This is a genomic window from Bowmanella denitrificans (genome assembly GCF_002887595.1).
In the GTDB taxonomy this organism is placed as follows: Bacteria; Pseudomonadota; Gammaproteobacteria; order Enterobacterales; family Alteromonadaceae; genus Bowmanella; species Bowmanella denitrificans.
On sequence record NZ_PEBU01000003.1, the window covers coordinates 36,717 to 56,958 of the forward strand.

The window sequence follows — 20,242 nt, forward strand, 5'->3', positions numbered from 1 at the left end:
GGCAAGGTTGGTCGCTTGCCCGGCTGTGCAGAAAGTTGTCAGTACACCACTAATCGCCTGGGCGCCAAACGCCCTGGCTGTTCCACTTCTGCCACACCAAGGAAACGGCCATCCTCTTCAGCATAGGCTCTGACCTGTCCGGTCAAATCTGCGGTGTCGGCTTGCACGGGATTGCCATTGCTGAAGTACGCCAGTTTCTCGGTCTTTACCCTAACGGCTGGCAATGCAGCTACCGCGGTATCCATAGGTAAAAGCAGCGCGTCCAGAGCCTGGTAATTCACGCTTTCGCCATCCCTGCACTCCTCCGCCAGCGCTTGCAGTTCATCCAGGCCCATCATGTTATCCACCGGGTAATTGGCGACTTGCACGCGATCCAGCATGGTCACATAAGCGCCACAGCCCAGCAACTGCCCCAGATCATCTACTAATGAACGGATATAAGTGCCTTTGGAGCAATGCACCTGCATATCCACTTCATCCTTGTCAAAGCGGCTGATTTGGATATCGAATATCTCAATATCCCTGGCTTCTCGCGGCACCTCTATGCCCTGGCGGGCATAATAATAAAGGGGTTTGCCCTGATACTTTAAGGCAGAGAACATGGAGGGTACTTGTTTACTTTTGCCTTTAAAGCCCATCACAGCCTGATGAACCTGCGCCTCAGTAACATTTACAGGGCGGGTTTCGACAACCTCGCCATCGGCATCGGACGTACTGGTGCGAATCCCCAGTTTAGCCGTCACCCGATAGGTTTTATCTGCATCCAGTAAGAACTGCGAGAATTTGGTGGCTTCCCCCAAACAGATAGGCAGCATACCGGTTGCCAAAGGGTCCAGCGCTCCGGTATGTCCTGCCTTGGCCGCGCCAAACAGCCAACGTACCTGCTGCATAACCTGATTAGACGAACCGCCCAGCGGCTTATTCAACAAAAATATACCGTTTACGGCACGGCCTTTGCGACGTTTGGCCACTTATTCCTTATCCTCTTCGTCCAAGTCCCGACCGGCCTGGCGCGCCCGCTCTTTGTCTTTATTCACTGTTTCCGTCAACAGGCTGGATAAACGCATCCCCTCGGTAATCGACACATCCTGTACAAAGCGAATAGCAGGAACGGTTCGCATACTCATGCGTTTTGATAACAAGGATCGGACAAAGCCCTTGTTGTCGTCCAGTATTGCCATCTGTTCTTTGATTTTCGCTTCATCGGTGTCAAAAAACGTCACAAAGACTTTGGCATGGGACAGGTCCCTGGATACTTCGGCGCCAGAAACTGTCACCAGACCAAGGCGTGGATCACGATTCTTAAACTCGTTCTGCAGAATACTGGCGACTTCTTTATGGATTTGCTGACCGACTCGGTCAGTTCTTGAAAATTCTCTAGCCATGTTTTTACTCTCGTAAAGACAGCAACGGAGGCTCAATACCATTCGGCAGGCCTCCGCTACATAGTCACTAATGTGGTGGGAGGACGCGCCCCCCATCCGTCATTAGATCTCCCGTTTAATCTCGATAGTTTCGAAAACTTCGATTTGGTCGCCTACGCGCACGTCGTTGTAGTTCTTCACGCCGATACCACACTCCATGCCGTTACGTACTTCAGACACGTCGTCTTTAAAGCGGCGCAGTGACTCCAGTTCACCTTCGTAGATCACCACGTTATCACGCAGCACGCGGATGGGGGCGCTACGTTTCACAGTGCCTTCGGTGACCATACAACCGGCGATGGCACCCAGTTTGGGTGAACGGAAGACGTCACGCACTTCAGCCAGACCAATGATCTCCTGCTTGAATTCAGGGGCAAGCATACCGCTCATTGCACCTTTTACTTCATCAATCAGATCATAGATGACGCTGTAGTAACGCAAATCAATTTCTTCGTTTTCAATCATCCGGCGCGCAGTTGCATCAGCACGGACGTTAAAGCCAACGATAATGGCGCCGGAAGCCGCTGCCAGGCTGGCGTCAGTTTCAGTAATACCGCCCACACCACTGCCGACGATATTAACTTTCACTTCGTCGGTGGACAGTTTCAGCAATGAATCGCTGATAGCTTCGACCGAGCCTTGTACGTCAGCTTTCAGTACAACGTTCAATTCGCTGACTTCACCGGCTTCCATATCGGCAAACATGTTCTCCAGTTTGGCTTTTTGCTGTTTCGCCAACTTCAGTTCACGCTGCTTGGTACGACGGGTACTGGCAACTTCACGTGCCTTACGTTCGTCCTGCACGACACGGGCATCATCACCGGCAGCGGGTACGCCAGACAAACCCAGTATTTCAACTGGTGTAGACGGACCAGCCACTTTGACATCATTACCCTGTTCATCGCGCATAGCACGTACACGGCCATATTCGAATCCACACAACAGGATGTCACCAGCTTTCAGTTCGCCCTGTTGTACCAGCACTGTGGCCACAGGACCACGACCTTTATCAAGGCGTGACTCGATCACTATGCCTTTAGCCGGACCTTTAGGTACCGCCTTCAATTCGAGTACTTCGGCCTGCAGGGAAATCGCTTCCAGCAAACTGTCGACACCCATACCGGTTTTGGCAGATACAGGAACAAACTGGTGCTCACCGCCCCATTCTTCAGAAATCACTTCCAACTGAGACAGTTCGGTTTTTACCCGATCCGGATCGGCACTTTCCTTGTCCATCTTGTTGATGGCAACAATCAGGGGAACACCAGCGGCCTTAGCATGTTGCACGGCCTCTTTGGTTTGCGGCATCACACCGTCATCGGCTGCCACCACCAGAATAACGATATCGGTGGCTGTCGCACCACGGGCACGCATTGCGGTAAAAGCCGCGTGTCCAGGTGTATCCAGGAAGGTGATCTTGCCCAGGTCGGTTTCTACGCTGTAGGCACCGATATGCTGAGTAATACCACCAGCCTCACCGGCCGCCACTTTGGCGCGACGAATGTAGTCCAGCAATGAGGTTTTACCATGGTCAACGTGACCCATTATCGTCACCACAGGTGCACGGGTCGTTTTGTCAGACGTGGTATCTTCCGCCAGCAGTTCGTCTTCCAGGGCATTGTTATTAACCAGCTCATATTTATGACCCATTTCTTCTACCACCAACACGGCAGTATCCTGGTCTAATACCTGGTTAATCGTGACCATCTCACCCATCTTCATCATGGCTTTGATCACTTCGGTAGCCTTTATGGCCAGTTTGTTGGCTAATTCACCAACCGTAATTGTTTCGCCTATCTTTACCACACGTTCCACCGGCTGGGCAGGTTTGTTGAAGCCATGCATCAACTCTGCGCCAGCGTTCTTTTTCTTTTTGGACTTGCGACGGCGTCCGCCGCGCTCGAATTGCATATCCTCTTCGTCTTCCGCTTCCTGAGCGTAACGATTGGAATGCAGGTGAACCTCTTCTGATTCACGACGACGGCGACGCTCATCTTCTTCTTTCCAGCGACGCTCGTTTTCTTCAGCCAGCTTGCGGGCTTTTTCTGCCGCCTTCTTAGCTTCTTTTTCCAGTTTCTTCTGGTTCTCTTCTTCCTGAGCAACCCGAATCTGCTCGGCTTCCTGACGGGCTTTTTCGCGCTCTTCGCGTTCTTCGTCACTCAGGTTGGTTTCTTTTTCACGCTGTTCCGCTTCGCGGCGTTCACGCTCTGCACGCTCAGCCTCGGCTTTCGCCTTAGCTTCAGCTTCCTTACGAGCTCGCTCTTGTGCCGCTTTACGCGCTTCTTCCTCGGCAATACGCTGTTCTTCCAAGCGTGCTGCTTCTTCTTCGGCGCGGCGTCTGGCTTCTTCTTCTGCCAGACGAGCTTCGTCAGTTTCACTGCGCTTCACGTAAGTACGCTTCTTACGGACTTCCACTTTCACTGACTTGGATTTACCCGCAGTGTTGATACTCAATGTGCTGGTAGTGCGGCGTTTTAACGTCATGCGTGTTGGTTCTGCATTGCCTGAACCACCATGCTGACGACTCAAGTGGTCCAGCAAGATACGCTTTTCGTCTTCATTTACCTGATCGTTTACACGCTTTTCAATGCCAGCATCTGCGAACTGCTGAACCAAGCGGTCAACCGATGTGCCAATATCACCGGCAAGCTTTTCAATGGATACATCTGCCATGAGTGCTAGTTCCCCCCGTTGACCTTACTCTTCACTGAACCAGACGATATTGCGGGCAGCCATAATCAGCTCAGCCGCCTTTTCTTCGCCCAGTTCCTCTATATCACTGATTTCATCGACACCCTGCTCGGCCAACCCTTCCAGGTCAGTAATGCCGCGACTGGCCAGAATAAAGGCCACATGTCTTTCCATACCAGGCAGGTTTAACAGCTCATCCTTAGGCTCGGCATTCTCCAGTGATTCCTCATTTGCCAGCGCCTGAGTCGTCAATGCAGCACGCGCTCGTTCACGCAGCTCTTCGACCATTTCTTCTTCCAGCCCCTCAATGGACAGCAGCTCAGCAACAGGTACATAAGCAATTTCTTCTAGCGAGGTGAAACCTTCTTCCACCAACACCGCAGCGAAGTCCTCGTCGATATCCAGTCCCTTAACAAAACGCTGTAACACTTTGGAATTTTCTTCCTCATGCTTGGCATTCAGATCTTCCACCGTCATCACATTCAGTTCCCAGCCTGTCAATTGGCTGGCTAAACGTACGTTTTGACCGCTGCGACCGATAGCTTGAGCGAGGTTGTCGGCTTCCACAGCCACATCCATGGTACGGTTGTCTTCATCAACTACAATGGCAGCCACTTCAGCAGGCGCCATAGCGTTAATCACAAACTGGGCTGGATTCTCATCCCACAGTACGATGTCAACACGTTCACCGCCCAGCTCGCCAGATACCGCCTGTACCCTTGAACCCCGCATTCCCACACAGGCGCCAACAGGATCCAGACGTTTGTCGTTGGTTTTAACCGCTATTTTGGCACGTGAACCCGGGTCGCGGGCAGCGGCCTTGATTTCCAGCACTTCTTCGGCTATTTCCGGTACTTCAATGCGGAACAGCTCTACCAGCATTTCTGGTTTGGAGCGACTAACAAATAACTGGGCGCCACGGGCTTCAGGTTTAATCACATATAACAAGCCGCGTACGCGGTCACCCGGACGGAACGTTTCACGCGGCAGCATATCTTCACGGTAAATCACCCCTTCGGCATTGTTACCCAAATCGATGATGATGTTGTCGCGGTTGACCTTCTTGACCGTGCCGGTCACCAGTTCACCCACACGGTCTTCATATTCGGCCAGCACCTGCGCGCGTTCCGCTTCTCTGACCTTCTGAACGATCACCTGCTTGGCGGTCTGAGTCGTGATACGGTCAAAGACAATAGATTCAATTTGCTCTTCTACATAATCGCCGACCTGAATATCAGGCTCATCAATTTGTGCTGCAGACAGGGTAATTTCAGCAAAAGGGTTTTCCTGAGGCTGATCATCCGGCGTCACTCTCCAGCGACGGAAGGTGTCAAAATCCCCTGTATCGCGATGGATACTGACCCGGACTTCTATTTCACCTTCATTTTTCTTCTTGGTGGCGCTGGCGATCGCGTACTCCAATGCCTCAAAGATCTTCTCTCTGGGAACTTGTTTTTCATTGGATACAGCTTCAGCCACTAATAGAATTTCTTTATTCATTGCCCTGTTGCCTCACAAAAACTTCCACGTTGCTAGTTGGATGACCTGTTGACTAAGACCCACTTGACGTTAGTCGAAGTTAGGAACCAGATTACCTTTCTCAATATTGGCAATGGCCAGTTGATAGGACACGCCATCCACTTCCACGGTCAGAGTGCCGTTTTCACAACTGAGCACCTTGCCTTTGAAATTTCTTCTGTTATCCATGGGCATACGCAGCCGCACAGATACCGTTTCGCCCACTACTTTGAGGTAATGCGCTTCTTTAAATAATGGCCTGTCCATACCAGGAGACGATACTTCAAGGTCGTACTCCGTGGAGATAGGATCTTCCACATCCAGCACCGCACTGACCTGATGACTCACATCAGCACAATTGTCCACCGAGATACCATCCGGGTGATCGATATAAACTCGCAGCGTGGAATGCCGACCTGCCCGTACAAACTCGATACCAAGTAACTCAAACCCCAAGGCTTCGACTGCCGGGGTTAGCATTTCAGTCAATGTTTGTTCCAGTTTTGACACAGCCAGGCTCCAAAAACAAAAAAAGGGCATCAAGCCCAGACATTTTTCGGGGATTTCTCCCCTGACAATCTATGTAGCCAAAAACGAGCGACATGCAGACCCAAACGGTAACAGCGTTGCTCAGATTTGGGGACCAAGACTAACAAAAAGCCCCGATTCTAACGGGGCTTGTCAGGTCTGGATTCTAGTCCAAGTATTGGTTGTCTATGACAACCCGGATGCCTGATAAACAACATCCGATGGAGAAAACCAAATTCAGGTTTTCTTCCCCTGATAATCGGGACGTTACTATTCTTTACTAAGAGGGAGCCCGTCCAGATTTCGAGGCGCAAGTATAAAGTTCACGGCAAAGATTTGCAAGTTAAGGCAAATCTCTGGCGATAGCACTCGGCCTCATCAAGTTGCAGTCGGAAAAGTAAAAAGCCGACAAGCAAATACTTGTCGGCTTTCTATTTGGTTGCGGGAGCCGGATTTGAACCGACGACCTTTGGGTTATGAGCCCAACGAGCTACCAGGCTGCTCCATCCCGCGTCTGTAACCTGTTCTTGGCGGGTCTTGCTTAGCGCCCCGTCTCAAGATGGTGCGTATTATACATAGGCAAAAAGGGTGCGCAAGCCCAATTATGAAATATTCATGAAACCTTGACTCGTTCGCTCAATTAACCAACAAAGCGTATAAACAAACAGCGATTCTGAACAATTAGACCGTAAAAATTGGTTTTTACTTGCAGATTCGAGCGCATTTTCCTGTCCGGGCAAATGCTTAATGGTCAAATTAGCAGCAGAGTAACAAAACGAAGTACCAACGAGAATTGATTTCATTAGATAATCCATTGATATTAAAGAATAATTTCCAAAACACTCGATATTCCACTACACTTAGGCACAGATTTTTCGGCACGGACAGATATAAATGAAAGGTAATACCCAAATCATCGACGCCCTGAATCGCCTGCTCGCCAGTGAGCTGACTGCGATGGACCAGTATTTTATCCATTCACGTATGTACCAGGATTTTGGCCTGAACAAACTGTTCGAACGCATTGATCATGAGTTTGACGATGAAAAAGGTCATGCAGCCGCGTTGATTGAGCGTATTTTGTTTCTGGAAGGGACGCCGGATATGAGCCAGCGCGATGGCCTGAATATTGGTCAGGACGTTCCAGCAATGCTACAGGCGGACCTGAACCTGGAATATGATGTACAACGCCTGCTTAAAGATACGATTAAATTATGTGAGCAAGAGCAGGACTATGTCAGCCGCGATATGCTGACCGGCTTGCTTAAAGATACCGAGGACGACCACGCCTATTGGCTGGAACAGCAGCTTCGTTTGATTAAACTGATTGGTCTGCCAAACTATCTGCAGTCACAGATGTAATAAGCAGGGCGTGGGAAGCTAAGCCCCCACGCTCTTCGCCATTACACATTCAACAGCAAGAATTCACGCTCCCAGGAGCTGATCACTTCGTTGAACGCCTCACATTCATTACGTTTCACCGCACTGTAAGCATAACTGAAGTCTTCACCCAACAGGCTGCGCAGCGGCTCACATTTATCCAGCAAACGTAGCGCTTCTTCCAGATTGCGCGCCACTTCTATTTCCTGCGTATAGGCATTGCCTTCATTAGCTTGTTGAGGTTGCAGGTTTTCAGTCAGTCCCAAATAGCCGCAGGCCAGGGTTGCAGCAAAAGCTAAGTAAGGGTTAGCGTCAGACCCGGGCAAACGGTTTTCCACCCTGAAACCATCCGGTTCACTCTCTGGCACCCGCAGTCCGGTGGTACGGTTGTCATACCCCCAGTCAAAATTAATCGGTGCAGAATTGTCCGGTGTAAAACGCCGATAAGAGTTCACATTGGGTGCGAAGAAGCATAACGCGCTGGGGCCATATTTCTGCAGACCGGCAATGTAATTGAAGAACAAGCTGGAATATTTACCGTCTTTGGTGGAAAAGGCATTGTTGCCACTTTTCCTGTCCACCAGGCTTTGGTGGATATGCATGGAACTACCGGGCTCTCTGCGCATCGGCTTGGCCATAAAGGTTGCATATACACCATTGGACAGGGCTATCTCCCGCACGACCCGCTTGAACAAGAACACTTCGTCGGCCAGTTTAAGTGGATCGCCATGTAAAAAATTCACTTCAAATTGCGCCGCACCAGATTCATGGATCAGGGTATCAATGCCCAGCTCCATTTTTTCACAGTAGTCGTACATCTGATCAATGATCTTCTCAAATTCATTAACCGCATCGATGCTGTAACTTTGACGAGCCGATTCACGCCGACCGGAGCGTCCAACTGGTGGCGTTAACTCATAATCCGGATCGGTATTTTGTGCCACCAGGAAAAACTCCACTTCTGGGGCCACCACAGGCACCAAATCCCTACTTTGATACAAAGCCAGAATTTTTTTCAGAACATTACGTGTCGACAACGGATGGGGCTGACCACTGGACAGATAACAATCGTGAATAATCAAAGCAGTACGCTCATCTGCCCAGGGCACTTCGCGAATGGTGCTGGTATCAGGCTCCAGAAACATATCCGAGTCGGTTTCACTGACAATATCATAGTGTTCGCTGGTGTATTCACCGGTTACGGTTTGAATCAGTATGCTTTCAGGTAGCCGGCTTTCCTGTTTAATAAACTTCTTGGCGGGAATAAATTTGCCTCGGGCATTGCCCGTCATATCCGGCACCAGACATTCAACTTCTGAGATGCGATGGCTGGACAGCCACTTCTTTACATCTTCCATATATCACCTGTTAGATTGTGCTTATAATTCTATTTCGAATTATTATTCGATATGCTAGGGTAAAAAGCGCTAATTAACAATATGACAATTTACGTCAAAAGCTAACAATTGCGCCATATCGGTATCTGCGCTACTCAACCATTAGAGGCCGGGATGGAAGACAACAAGCAACTTTACTACTTACAAAGCGCTAACACCCAGGTGCCCTGCCAGACGCTAAACGGTCAGCACAACGTCGATGTCTGTATTGTAGGTGGGGGTCTTACCGGTATATCCACAGCACTTCATTGCGCCAGACGCGGGCTGAGCTGCATGCTATTGGAAGCCGAACATCTCGGCTACGGCGCCTCAGGGCGTAATGGCGGCCAGGTCAGCCCTGGACAGCGATTGGATCAAAGTGAGCTGGAAGCCAAGGTTGGCTCTGACGCCGCCGGTAAACTTTGGCAACTGGCATTGGATTCTGTGGATCTGGTGCGTAACCTGATTGATCAACATAAAATTGACTGTGACTTTGTGCCCGGCATATTACATACCGCGTTCAAACCCAGTCATGCCAGACACATGCGCGACAATGTGCGCAAGCTCAACGAGGAATATGGCTACCACGACAAGCGGTTTGTGGATAAAGACGAATTAGCCACCATGCTGGCCAGCCCGCGCTACCACGGGGCTGAATTGGATATGCGCGCTGGTCACCTGCATCCGTTGAATTTTACTCTGGCCCTGGCCCAGCTTGCCCAGCAAGCAGGCGCGATACTCTGTGAAAAAAGCCGGGTGATCGGCATTCGCAGCACTAAACAAGGACTGAACATCCAGACCAGTGCGGGGCAAGTCCAGGCTGACAAGTTGGTTTTAGGTTGCAATGGCTATCTGGGTAAGCTTTTCCCGAAAGTGGCCGGGAAAATCATGCCTATCAATAATTTTATCGTCACCACTAAGCCTTTGGGTGAACAGCAGGCCCGGGCTCTTATCCGCGATAATGTCGCTGTGGCCGACTCCAAGTTTGTGATCAATTATTACCGTACTACGGCTGACCATCGCTTACTTTTTGGCGGGGGCGAAAATTATTCTTCCCGCTTTCCGGCAGATATCCGTGGTTTTGTGCGCCCCTATCTGGAAGAAATCTTCCCACAATTAGCCGGGGTGGAGCTTGAACACGGCTGGGGCGGTACGCTGGCCATTACCCTGAATCGTATGCCTCACTTTCAATGTCTGGACAATCGTATTTATATTGCGCAGGGCTATTCCGGGCATGGTCTGGCATTGGCCACGCTAGCCGGAAAATTAATAGATCAAGCCATTGCCGGGCAGCCTCAGGATTTTAATGCCTTGGCCAGTTACCCGACCCCGACGTTTCCCGGCGGCACCTGGTTGCGATACCCCGGCTTGGTGGCAGGTATGCTCTACTATGCCATGCGCGATAAATTTGGAAACTGAGCCGCGTGAGCAAACCCCTGCAGCCTAGAAACTTACCCAGTCAGAAGCGCTCCATTGCCCGTCAGGAGCAAATTCTGGAGGTGGCTGGCGAATTGCTTGAAAAGTTGGGACCTGCGGCATTAACCACCATACGCATTGCCGAAGAAGTGGGTATTTCGGTCGGTACCCTGTATCACTATTTCCCTAATAAGGAAGCAATCTTGCATGCCATGGGGCAACGTTGGCTGCAACAAATGGCCAATACCCTGACGCAGGATGAACATTATTCCCCAGCCACTTTGCAGGAGTTTGTTGAGCTGTTTGTCAATCATATGCACCAGTTGTATAGGAAGCAGCGTGGATTGCTGCATTTGGTGCAGGGTATGTTCGCCATACCACAATTAATGACGCTGGACGAACAACATGACGAATTGGTCATTAATCACGTAGCCAACAGATTGGAAAAACTCGGGGTACCACTGCCGCTCAGCGAACGTCAGCGTATTGGCCGGACCTTCCATGAAACCAGTCATGCACTGTTGCTGGTGGTGGTCAATCAGTCAAAACCCAGGGGCAGCAAAACCCTTGAAGAACTCAAGCGCATGCTGCATACCCTGGCACAATCCCTGCCTTAGCTATTTTTTTGGCTGGCCAGCAGATACAACATATCGGTAGCCAGGGTCGCAGCCAGTAGACTGGTAATCTGGCTATGGTCATAGGCCGGACACACTTCAACAATATCCATGCCTACCCAGTTGAGCCCCTGCAGATTGCGTAACAACTCCAATATAAAGTGCGGGCTGATGCCGCCAATCACCGGCGTGCCGGTACCTGGTGCGAAGGCAGGATCAATACAATCAATATCAAAGGTCAGATACACAGGGGCATCCCCCATGGTCTGTTTAATCCGCTCGGCAACTTCCAATGCCCTGGCATGCCACAACGCTTCCGCGGGGATAACCTCGAAGGGGGTTTTGCTGCTGTGGTCGGTACGGATCCCCAGTTGCATCACTTTGCCGTCTAACAGCAAGCCCTGCTCCCTGGCATGATAAAACACGCTGCCATGGTCAAACTCACTGCCGCCGGAATAATCATCGGTGTGTGCATCAAAATGCAGTAACGCAACCGGTCCGCGTTTGGCCACCATGGCCTGAAGGACAGGTAAAGTAACCAGGTGGTCGCCACCAAAGGTAAAGGGAATGGCGCCAAGCTCCATAACCTTGGCAATATGCTCGCGCACCGCCTGCATTGCCCCTGGGGCATCGCCATGAGAGAAGTTGACGTCGCCCACATCGGCGACCTTCAGTTTACGGCGCAGTGAAAATTTCCAGGGATGGCGGCGCTGCTCCCATCCCAGGTTGGCTGATGCCTGGCGAATAGCGGTAGGGGCAAAACGCGCCCCCGGCCGACCAGAGGTAGCAAGGTCAAACGGCACACCGGCAATGACCACGTCGGTATCCTTATCCATTTTGCTTTTGGACGCGAATACAAATGTGTTAGCTGGCTGATAGAGCGAATAATTGGCGTTGGTCATAAATCTGCATCAAAGAGTGTTGAGATAAAAATCATATTCCTTGAGCGTCACGGTTTGTTCGAACTTGAGCAGCTCCTGCTCCTTGCAGGCCCGGTAGACCTTGATAAAGTCAGCCCCAAAATACTGGTTGAAGACTGCTGACTCACTTAACAGCGTCAGCGCATCCGGTAAACGGCTTGGTAAGGATGGATTGTCGAACTCGAACGTATTGCCTTCCTGCGGCGCAGGGGGGGTGAGCTTGTTGGAGATACCATGATACATGGCAAACAGAATTGCCGCCATCGCAATATAAGGATTGGCATCCGCTCCGGCTACTCTGTGTTCAACCCGGCGGCTATGGGGTTCACCGGCAGGAATACGCACTGCCACGGTACGATTGTCCACGCCCCAGTTCACATACATGGGCACATACAGATTTGGCTGCATACGTCGGTAAGAATTAATATTCGGACATAAAAACGCCGTACTTTGCTGCATGCTGTCCAGCAAACCGGCCACAGCATTCAGTAGTAAGGGGTTTTCTTCCGGCTCCCCTTCGCCAAACAGATTTTCGCCGTCTTCATCCACCAGGCTGGCATGGATATGCAAACCGCTACCGGCAAGATGGCCATAAGGCTTAGCCATAAAGGTAGCCTGCATGCCGTGTTGCTCGGCCACCTGATGAATAATGCGCTTAAGCATCATGGCGTGATCACATGCCAGCAGTGGGTCATCACCATGACGCAAATTGATTTCAAACTGTCCCGGTGCGTACTCTGAAACCGCTGTGTCGGCCGGTACCCCCTGGGCCTGACAGCAATTATCCACATCCAGTAGAAACTCGGCAAAGTCATCCAGGTTCAGCATCGAGTGACACTGGGTATTAGCTTCTCTTTTGCCGGTTTTAGGGGAAATGGGTGGCTGGATATGTCCGGTTTCAGTGCGCTCAGCATCAATTAAGTAAAATTCCAGCTCCACGGCAACAACCGGGTGCATGTTGAGTTTTTTGAACAAGGCTACCGCCTGACTGACCTGATGGCGTGGGTCGATCATCACTGGATGGCCTTCGTAGTCATACATGCTAAAAAGTAACTGCGCGGCCGGTTGTGTTTGCCAGGGACAAATGGCGAGGGTCTTCAAATCAGCATAACAGATGCGATCCGGTTCACCGATCTCCAGCCCCAGTTCAGAGGCTTCCACTGTCTCTCCTGATGCATCCAATGCCAGCACAGAGAAGGGTAAATGCATGCCCTGCTCCACCACGGCCTCAATGGAGTCCCGTTTGATTCTTTTGCCGCGGGCCACGCCGTTTAAATCCGACAGAATCAGGTCAAAAACTTCTACATCCGGGTAATTGACAAGAAAGGAGCTTAACTCCATGATCATCTCCGACGTTTATTATATTGAACACTTGTTCGTGTTCATATCAGTTAAACATAAAGCATATTGGACATTCCAGCCTGAAAAACAACGCTTTGTTAACGATTGGTTAAAGTAAGCTTTGTTGTTTTGCACACTAAATCAGCAGATTGCCACTTGAACTTTATAATTAACTCCAATAGCTTGAACCTAACGTTTCAATATTTTGTTCAGTGAGCCATACAAGTGCGAAACGCCTCAACTCTGTTTATTGGTGTCTGTGCCGACATGATCCAACGCGGCCCCCATGCCTATCATCAGGCCGGGGACAAGTATATTCGCGCCCTGTTGCAGGGGAATCATGCGGTGGTGCCGGTGATAATTCCCACCTTGTTTCATCAGTTACCTGATGTCAGTCAGACAGCTTTGTTGTCTGGTCTTGACGGCATACTGCTTACCGGCTCTTACTCGAATCTGCATCCCAGCTACTACCAGGAATCTGAACAGGAAGGCGATGATGCTGAACGGGATCCACACCGGGACGCCAGCAATTGGGCATTATTTGACAAGGCACTGGCGCTGGACGTGCCCATTCTGGGCATCTGCCGGGGCTTTCAGGAACTGAATGTGTACTTTGGCGGGACCTTGCACCATCGTCTGCACGAAGTCGCAGGCCTGTTAGAGCACAGAGAAGATAAAAGTGCAGAGCTGGATATCCAGTATGGCCCGGCCCACCCTGTCTCATTGAGTCAGGGGGGGCTGCTGGCCGGTTGGTTTGAACATCAGCACAGCATAGAGGTTAACTCTATCCATATGCAGGGCGTAAAAAGTCTGGGGCAGGGTTTAACGGTTGAAGCGACCGCACCTGACGGGTTGATTGAGGCGTTTTCCCGGTCCGCATCGCGATTTTTACTGGCAGTGCAATGGCACCCGGAGTGGATGCCACACCAATACCCGCAGAATGCCCGTATCTTGCAGGGGTTTATTGATGCTTGTTACCAGAGTAAGAGGATCTTGCCGTGACATCCTTACCCCAATGGCAACGCCAGGATGCAGCCCATCACCTGCATCCCTTTAGCAATCAAACCGAGCTTAATCGTAACGGCACAAGAGTTATCAGCCATGCACAAGGAGCCTATATTTTTGAGGCGAACGGGCATCGGCTGCTGGATGGCATGTCCGGCCTGTGGTGTTGTAATCTGGGTTATAGCCAGCCGCGTATTAAGCAGGCTATTGCTGCGCAGTTAGACGAGCTGCCCTACTACAACACTTTTTTTCAATGCACCCATCCCAGGGCAACAGAATTAGCTGCGGCTATCGCTCATCGTGCCCCAGCACACCTGAATAAGGTGTTTTTTACCAATTCGGGCTCAGAAGCCAATGATTCGGTCCTGCGCCTTATTCACCGTTACTGGGATGCCAAAGGCAAACCACAGCGCAAGGCGGTGATTGCCAGACACAATGCATATCACGGCAGCACAATTGGCGGTGCCAGCCTGGGCGGCATGGGCTTTATGCATGAGCAGTTTGACCCCCTCGGCAATATTCACCACATCGCTCAGCCTTATTGGTTTGGCGCCCGCCAGGATAAAACCGAGCTTGACGAACAGGCTTTTGGTATTTGGGCAGCTAATCAACTGGAAGAAAAAATTCTTGAGCTTGGCCCCAACCGTGTGGCGGCTTTTTTTGCCGAACCCATACAAGGTGCTGGCGGCGTAATTATCCCACCAGACAGCTACTGGCCAAGAGTTCAGCAAATATGCCAACAGTATCAGGTGCTACTGGTGGTCGACGAAGTGATCTTTGGATTCGGACGCACAGGTGAATGGTTTGCCAGTCAGTTTTATGACCTGCAAGCCGATTTTATTGTGTTTGCCAAAGGCATTACCAATGGCTTTATTCCGTTGGGCGGTGTGTTGGTATCGGACAGGGTGACAGAAGCACTACTGTCCCATACCAACGATCTGGCCCATGGCTTTACCTATTCGGGTCATCCGGTTGCCTGTGCGGCAGCACTGGCCACTTTAGAGATTCTGGCTGAAGGCCACATCGACAAAGTTAAAAATGAATTGAGTCAGGCCATGCGAGATTTTTGGTTGCCCCTGGCCGACCACCCCATAGTGGGGCAGGCCAGATGCAAAGGATTGGTGGGCGCGTTGGAGCTGGTCAGGGATAAATCCAGTTTGCAACGATTTGCCGGCAATGGGCGTGCCGGTACTGTTTGCCGGGACATGTCCCTGCAAGCCGGTCTGGTGATGAGGGCCACGGGCGATACCATGATAATTGCCCCACCCTTCATTCTTGACCGCAATGAAATCAAGGACTTAACTGAAAGAGCCTGGCAAGCGCTGGATCTGGCCCAGGCCCAATTAAAACAATAACAAAGCTGGACTACAGTGAAATCGGCACGATTGACCTAAACCTCCAACCAATTTGAAAAAAGGAAGAACAATGAAACTCACAACAAAATTGCGGTTCCTGGCCGGTTCCATGCTGGCCGGTTCGGTTTGCGCAGCGGCGCAGGCTGATACAGTGCATGTCTATAACTGGAGCGACTACATCGCCGAAGACACTATTGCCAACTACGAGCAGAAGTCCGGCAACAAAGTGGTCTATGATGTGTTTGACTCTAATGAAGTGGTGGAAGCTAAACTGCTGACCGGCAATACCGGCTTTGATGTGGTGGTTCCTTCAGCACAGTTCCTGGGCCGTCAGATTAAGGCGGGGGTATTCGCTAAACTGGATCGCAGTAAGTTACCCAACTGGAAGCATCTGGATCCCCTGCTGATGTCCAAACTGGAAAAAGTTGATCCAGGTAACGAATATGCCATTCCGTATCTGTGGGGTACCACGGGCATCGGCTATAACGTGGAAAAGGTTAAGGCGGTCCTGGGCGAAGATTATCAGGTCAACAGCTGGGATATGATTTTCAAACCTGAAATTGTGGCAAAGCTGGCCGAATGCGGTGTTGTGACCCTGGATGCCGCTTCTGAAATTGTACCCGCAGCATTGCATTATCTGGGTCTGGATCCTAACACCAATGACACTAAGGAAATCGAACAGGCCGGTGAACTGCTCAAAAAGGTTCGTCCACATATTCGTTATTTCCATTCATCTCAGTACATCAATGACTTAGCCAATGGTGACATTTGCGTGGCGGTTGGCTGGAGCGGTGATGTGTTTCAGGCCGCCGACCGTGCTGACGAAGCAGGTAATGGCGTACAGGTCGGCTATGTGATCCCCAACGAAGGGGCTGCCATGTGGTTTGATATGCTGGCCATTCCGGCAGATGCCAAACAGATGGAAGCCGCCTACGACTTTGTTAACTACCTGATGGAGCCTGAGGTGATTGCCGGCATCAGCGACTATGTGTCCTACCCCAATGGCAACAAGACCTCCACCAGCATGGTCGATCCTGAAATTACCGGCAATCCAGCCATTTACCCACCGGCCGACGTCATGGCCAAGCTCTACACCTTTGAGGTTCGCCCTGCCAAGGTTTCCCGTGCCACCAACAAAGTGTGGACGGAAATGAAGGCCGGCAGATAGCCACAGGATGTGTCCGGGCCAACTGGCCCGGACCTGATTGAATGCGATAAAGGATCCCAGTACCAATGACCTTAAAACACCTCTCGAATACGCCCAGCCCGGTGTTGCTGGAATTGAAAAACCTGAGTAAGAGCTTTGACGGTCATCTGGCCGTGCGTGACGTAAACCTGCAATTTTATCAGGGTGAAATCTTTGCCCTGCTGGGCGGCTCCGGCTGCGGCAAATCCACCTTGCTGCGCATGTTGTCCGGCTTCGAGAAACCGACAGAGGGGAAAATCCTGCTAAGTGGCGAAGACATTGCCCAGATTCAACCTTATCGTCGCCCCTTTAATATGATGTTCCAGTCCTATGCGTTATTTCCGCATATGACAGTAGAGCAAAACATTGCCTATGGACTGCAGCAGGACAAGCTCAGTAAGGCAGATATCGCCAGCCGGGTGGAGGAGATGCTTAAGCTGGTGCAAATGACAGGCTTCCGCCAGCGTAAGCCATCACAATTGTCTGGCGGCCAGCGCCAGCGTGTCGCCCTGGCCCGCAGCCTGGCCAAACGCCCCAAGTTACTGCTACTGGATGAGCCCATGGGCGCCCTGGATAAAAAGCTACGGGGCGAAATGCAGTTAGAACTGGTGGATATCATCAAACGCGTGGGCGTAACCTGCGTGATGGTTACCCATGATCAGGAAGAAGCCATGACCATGGCCGACCGTATTGCCATCATGCATGCCGGGGAAATACTGCAGATTGGCTCACCCCATGACATTTATGAATTCCCCAATTGCCGTTATGTGGCGGATTTTATCGGTGAGGTTAATTTGTTTGCCGGCGAGATCGTCGAAGAAGAACCCGCCTATGTCACCATTAATGTGCCAAATCTGGCACGCCCCATCTACATAGACCACGGTATCAGTGGTCCCGGTAATACCCGCCCGGTCAGTGTGGCGGTGAGGCCGGAAAAAATTCGCATCAGCGCAGAGCAGCCTGAAGAGCAATACAACTGGGGCAAGGGCATCATTGATGACTTAGCCTATCTTGGACAGCACAGCATTTATCATATTTTGTTGCCCAATAAACAGTTTATTCAGGTGACCCAGACCAACGACCGACGTCGTGAACTGCCTTTTGAATTGGAACAGGAAGTCTTTGTGTCCTGGACACCGGACGCTTGTGTGGTTTTGGAGGACTAGCGATGGAACTGCTTAAACGCCTCCAACAAATGTGGTTGTTTAAACCCCGTAGCGGGGTGATTGCCATTCCTTATATCTGGCTGCTGCTGTTCTTTTTAGTACCTTTTATTATTGTGCTGAAAATCAGCTTTGCTGAAACAGACATTGCCATTCCGCCCTACACCGACTTGGTCACTTTTGATGATAACCGCCTGACCATCGACCTGAATCTGGGCAACTACGCTTATTTGTTCAGTGATGACCTGTATTTATCCGCATATTTAAGCTCTATTCGTATTGCCCTGGTCTCCACCCTGCTGTGTCTGCTGATCGGCTACCCTATGGCCCTGGCCATCAGTCGTGCACCGGCAGCAACCCGCAATGTGTTGCTTTTGCTGGTCATTCTGCCGTCCTGGACATCCTTTTTAATCCGCATTTATGCCTGGATTGGCATTCTTAAACCCAATGGCTATATCAATAATTTCCTGATGGGCCTGGGGCTGATTGATGAACCTATTATTATGCTGCACACCGATATTGCCGTGTATATCGGCATTGTCTACGCCTATCTGCCTTTTATGATTCTGCCGCTGTACGCCAATATGATGAAGCTGGACCACAGCCTGATTGAAGCCTCATCGGATCTAGGCGCCTCCCCTTTTACCACCCTGATGCGCGTGATAGTACCGCTGACCAAAGCTGGTATTATCGCCGGTTGCATGCTGGTATTTATTCCTGCGGTAGGTGAGTTTGTCATTCCTGAGCTGCTGGGGGGGCCAGAAACCCTGATGATTGGCAAAATTCTGTGGGAAGAATTCTTCAATAACAGGGATTGGCCGGTCGCCTCGGCGGTGGCCATCGTGATGCTGGCCCTGCTGATTGTGCCCATTATGTGGTTTGATCGCATCCAGAATCGCCAGACGGAGGAAAGCTAATGCGTTTTTCCTTCAGTAAAATGATGTTATGGCTGGGTCTGGCTTTTCTGTATGCCCCAATGCTGATCCTGGTGGTGTATTCCTTTAACGAGTCCAGGCTGGTCACGGTCTGGGCCGGTTTTTCCACCAAATGGTATGGTGAGTTGCTGCAAAACCAAAAGTTGCTGGATGCCGTAGCCAATAGCCTGAAGATTGCGTTTTTCTCGGCCTCAGGGGCGGTGGTGCTGGGTACCCTGGCCGCTTTTGTGCTGGCCAGATTCAAAGGCTTTAAGGGCAGCACACTGCTGCGGGGTATGATCACCGCACCACTGGTGATGCCTGAAGTGATTACTGGTCTGTCTCTGCTGCTGCTATTCGTGGCCATGGCACAGATGGTCGGCTGGCCACAGAGTCGTGGCATGACCACTATCTGGCTGGCCCACACCACGTTTTGTACGGCCTATGTGGCCGTGGTAGTGGGGTCGCGACTGACGGAAATGGATATGTCAGTGGAAGAAGCCGCCCAGGATTTAGGTGCGACACCGGTTAAGGTCTTCTTCACCATCACTCTGCCGATGATAGCTCCAGCGCTGGTTTCCGGCTGGCTACTGGCCTTTACCCTGAGCCTGGACGATCTGGTGATTGCCAGTTTTGTATCAGGACCAGGTTCCACCACGTTGCCAATGGTGGTGTTTTCGTCGGTACGCTTAGGCGTTAGCCCGGAAATCAATGCGCTGGCGACCATCATTATTGCTATTGTCACGTCACTGGTGTTCGCCTCCTGGTATTACGCCAGACGAGTGGAAAAGGCCAGACTGCGTGATTTACAGGCGATAAACCAGCCATGAAAGTCGGAAAGCGCATCAAAGCCCTCAGAAAACAGCGCGGTTTATCGCAGCGCGAGCTGGCCAAGCTGGTGAGCCTGCCCAACAGTACCTTGTCTATGATTGAGCGTGATGCGGTAAGCCCCTCAATCAGTAATTTGCATAAGATACTCAATGGCCTGTCCATGCCGTTAAGCCAGTTTTTTACCGGTGAGTTTATTGAAGAAGATAAGCTGGTATACGCTTCAGAGGAACTGACCGACATCGGCAGTGATGGCGTGCAGTACTTGTTGGTGGGTGCAGAGAAGCCGGACAGGCAACTGACCTTCTTACAGGAAATCTACCCGCCTGGTATGGGTACCGGAGATGAGTGGATAAGCCATCCAGGCCAGGAAGCCGGCACTATTCTCAGTGGCGAAATCACAATATTACAGGGGCAGCAGGAATATCATTTAAAAGCAGGCGACAGCTACTATTTAAATACTCAGTTGCCACATCAGTTTGTTAATCGGGGCAAGGCGGTGTGCAAGCTAATCAGTGCCGTGACCCCGGCCAGTTTTTAACACTGGCCAAACGATTCAGCTATATACAGCAAATCTAGAAGA

General features: G+C 51.0%; 18 protein-coding genes and 1 tRNA gene. 10 read left to right on the forward strand and 9 right to left on the reverse strand.

Going from position 1 to position 20,242, the window contains the following annotated elements:
• Positions 1–38: 38 nt before the first annotated feature.
• From truB to CSR04_RS06925, 6 genes are all read right to left on the reverse strand, one after another.
• A complete protein-coding gene (gene truB / locus CSR04_RS06900; RefSeq protein ID WP_102795545.1) occupies positions 39–971 on the reverse strand; it encodes a tRNA pseudouridine(55) synthase TruB in 933 nt (310 codons plus the stop codon).
• Positions 972–1,385 (reverse strand): 30S ribosome-binding factor RbfA, encoded by a 414-nt coding sequence (gene rbfA / locus CSR04_RS06905; RefSeq protein ID WP_102795546.1) that lies wholly within the window; start codon positions 1,383–1,385, stop codon positions 972–974.
• Positions 1,386–1,487: 102 nt separating this feature from the next.
• Positions 1,488–4,097 carry a translation initiation factor IF-2 gene (infB, locus tag CSR04_RS06910; protein WP_102795547.1) on the reverse strand — a complete coding sequence of 870 codons (2,610 nt, stop codon included), beginning with the start codon at positions 4,095–4,097 and terminating at the stop codon, positions 1,488–1,490.
• Positions 4,098–4,121: 24 nt separating this feature from the next.
• Positions 4,122–5,615 carry a transcription termination factor NusA gene (nusA, locus tag CSR04_RS06915; protein WP_102795548.1) on the reverse strand — a complete coding sequence of 498 codons (1,494 nt, stop codon included), beginning with the start codon at positions 5,613–5,615 and terminating at the stop codon, positions 4,122–4,124.
• Positions 5,616–5,684: 69 nt separating this feature from the next.
• Positions 5,685–6,143, reverse strand: a complete 459-nt coding sequence (gene rimP / locus CSR04_RS06920) for a ribosome maturation factor RimP (protein ID WP_102795957.1) — start codon at positions 6,141–6,143, stop codon at positions 5,685–5,687.
• Between the two features lie 454 nt (positions 6,144–6,597).
• Positions 6,598–6,674: transfer RNA gene (locus CSR04_RS06925), tRNA-Met, on the reverse strand.
• Positions 6,675–7,055: 381 nt separating this feature from the next.
• Here CSR04_RS06925 and bfr point away from each other — a divergent pair.
• Positions 7,056–7,523: a bacterioferritin gene (bfr, locus tag CSR04_RS06930; RefSeq protein WP_102795549.1), complete on the forward strand. Its 468-nt coding sequence runs from the start codon at positions 7,056–7,058 to the stop codon at positions 7,521–7,523.
• 41 nt (positions 7,524–7,564) lie between these two features.
• Here bfr and CSR04_RS06935 read toward each other — a convergent pair whose 3' ends face one another.
• Complete coding sequence (locus tag CSR04_RS06935) at positions 7,565–8,899, reverse strand: glutamine synthetase family protein (protein ID WP_102795550.1); 1,335 nt, start codon at positions 8,897–8,899, stop codon at positions 7,565–7,567.
• Between the two features lie 153 nt (positions 8,900–9,052).
• On the opposite strand from CSR04_RS06935, the gene CSR04_RS06940 reads away from it, so the two are divergent.
• Both CSR04_RS06940 and CSR04_RS06945 read left to right on the forward strand, forming a co-directional pair.
• Positions 9,053–10,336 carry an NAD(P)/FAD-dependent oxidoreductase gene (locus CSR04_RS06940; protein WP_102795551.1) on the forward strand — a complete coding sequence of 428 codons (1,284 nt, stop codon included), beginning with the start codon at positions 9,053–9,055 and terminating at the stop codon, positions 10,334–10,336.
• 5 nt (positions 10,337–10,341) lie between these two features.
• A complete protein-coding gene (locus CSR04_RS06945; protein WP_172449270.1) occupies positions 10,342–10,950 on the forward strand; it encodes a TetR/AcrR family transcriptional regulator in 609 nt (202 codons plus the stop codon).
• Here CSR04_RS06945 and speB read toward each other — a convergent pair.
• Together speB and CSR04_RS06955 are read right to left on the reverse strand one after the other, a co-directional pair.
• The gene (gene speB, locus CSR04_RS06950; RefSeq protein ID WP_102795553.1) at positions 10,947–11,849 is read right to left on the reverse strand and encodes an agmatinase; all 903 of its coding nucleotides are present in this window, start codon (positions 11,847–11,849) and stop codon (positions 10,947–10,949) included. The genes CSR04_RS06945 and speB overlap by 4 nt on opposite strands.
• A gap of 9 nt (positions 11,850–11,858) precedes the next feature.
• A complete protein-coding gene (locus CSR04_RS06955) occupies positions 11,859–13,208 on the reverse strand; it encodes a glutamine synthetase family protein (protein WP_216362520.1) in 1,350 nt (449 codons plus the stop codon).
• A 225-nt stretch (positions 13,209–13,433) separates the two neighbouring features.
• Here CSR04_RS06955 and CSR04_RS06960 point away from each other — a divergent pair, with 225 nt between their 5' ends.
• From CSR04_RS06960 to CSR04_RS06990, 7 genes are all read left to right on the forward strand, one after another.
• A complete protein-coding gene (locus CSR04_RS06960) occupies positions 13,434–14,210 on the forward strand; it encodes a gamma-glutamyl-gamma-aminobutyrate hydrolase family protein (RefSeq protein ID WP_216362521.1) in 777 nt (258 codons plus the stop codon).
• Positions 14,207–15,568 carry an aminotransferase gene (locus CSR04_RS06965; protein WP_102795556.1) on the forward strand — a complete coding sequence of 454 codons (1,362 nt, stop codon included), beginning with the start codon at positions 14,207–14,209 and terminating at the stop codon, positions 15,566–15,568. Before CSR04_RS06960 ends, CSR04_RS06965 begins: the two co-directional genes overlap by 4 nt.
• A 70-nt stretch (positions 15,569–15,638) precedes the next feature.
• Positions 15,639–16,736 carry an extracellular solute-binding protein gene (locus CSR04_RS06970; protein WP_102795557.1) on the forward strand — a complete coding sequence of 366 codons (1,098 nt, stop codon included), beginning with the start codon at positions 15,639–15,641 and terminating at the stop codon, positions 16,734–16,736.
• A 65-nt stretch (positions 16,737–16,801) separates the two neighbouring features.
• Positions 16,802–17,920 (forward strand): ABC transporter ATP-binding protein, encoded by a 1,119-nt coding sequence (locus CSR04_RS06975; RefSeq protein WP_102795558.1) that lies wholly within the window; start codon positions 16,802–16,804, stop codon positions 17,918–17,920.
• A gap of 2 nt (positions 17,921–17,922) precedes the next feature.
• Positions 17,923–18,834, forward strand: coding sequence for an ABC transporter permease subunit (locus CSR04_RS06980; protein WP_102795559.1), 912 nt, complete (start codon positions 17,923–17,925; stop codon positions 18,832–18,834).
• Positions 18,834–19,661 (forward strand): ABC transporter permease subunit, encoded by an 828-nt coding sequence (locus tag CSR04_RS06985; RefSeq protein WP_102795560.1) that lies wholly within the window; start codon positions 18,834–18,836, stop codon positions 19,659–19,661. The genes CSR04_RS06980 and CSR04_RS06985 overlap by 1 nt, the downstream gene beginning before the upstream one ends.
• Positions 19,658–20,200: a cupin domain-containing protein gene (locus tag CSR04_RS06990; RefSeq protein WP_102795561.1), complete on the forward strand. Its 543-nt coding sequence runs from the start codon at positions 19,658–19,660 to the stop codon at positions 20,198–20,200. Before CSR04_RS06985 ends, CSR04_RS06990 begins: the two co-directional genes overlap by 4 nt.
• Positions 20,201–20,242 lie beyond the last annotated feature (42 nt).

Excerpts from the sequence above, each read along its gene's own strand:
- CSR04_RS06955 (WP_216362520.1), bottom strand. The coding sequence starts at position 13,208 with ATGGAGTTAAGCTCCTTTCTTGTCAATTACCCGGATGTAGAAGTTTTT.
- infB (WP_102795547.1), bottom strand. The coding sequence starts at position 4,097 with ATGGCAGATGTATCCATTGAAAAGCTTGCCGGTGATATTGGCACATCG.
- CSR04_RS06975 (WP_102795558.1), top strand. The coding sequence starts at position 16,802 with ATGACCTTAAAACACCTCTCGAATACGCCCAGCCCGGTGTTGCTGGAA.
- CSR04_RS06985 (WP_102795560.1), top strand. The coding sequence starts at position 18,834 with ATGCGTTTTTCCTTCAGTAAAATGATGTTATGGCTGGGTCTGGCTTTT.
- CSR04_RS06970 (WP_102795557.1), top strand. The coding sequence starts at position 15,639 with ATGAAACTCACAACAAAATTGCGGTTCCTGGCCGGTTCCATGCTGGCC.
- nusA (WP_102795548.1), bottom strand. The coding sequence starts at position 5,615 with ATGAATAAAGAAATTCTATTAGTGGCTGAAGCTGTATCCAATGAAAAA.
- speB (WP_102795553.1), bottom strand. The coding sequence starts at position 11,849 with ATGACCAACGCCAATTATTCGCTCTATCAGCCAGCTAACACATTTGTA.
- CSR04_RS06990 (WP_102795561.1), top strand. The coding sequence starts at position 19,658 with ATGAAAGTCGGAAAGCGCATCAAAGCCCTCAGAAAACAGCGCGGTTTA.
- CSR04_RS06980 (WP_102795559.1), top strand. The coding sequence starts at position 17,923 with ATGGAACTGCTTAAACGCCTCCAACAAATGTGGTTGTTTAAACCCCGT.
- CSR04_RS06935 (WP_102795550.1), bottom strand. The coding sequence starts at position 8,899 with ATGGAAGATGTAAAGAAGTGGCTGTCCAGCCATCGCATCTCAGAAGTT.
- bfr (WP_102795549.1), top strand. The coding sequence starts at position 7,056 with ATGAAAGGTAATACCCAAATCATCGACGCCCTGAATCGCCTGCTCGCC.
- rbfA (WP_102795546.1), bottom strand. The coding sequence starts at position 1,385 with ATGGCTAGAGAATTTTCAAGAACTGACCGAGTCGGTCAGCAAATCCAT.
- CSR04_RS06940 (WP_102795551.1), top strand. The coding sequence starts at position 9,053 with ATGGAAGACAACAAGCAACTTTACTACTTACAAAGCGCTAACACCCAG.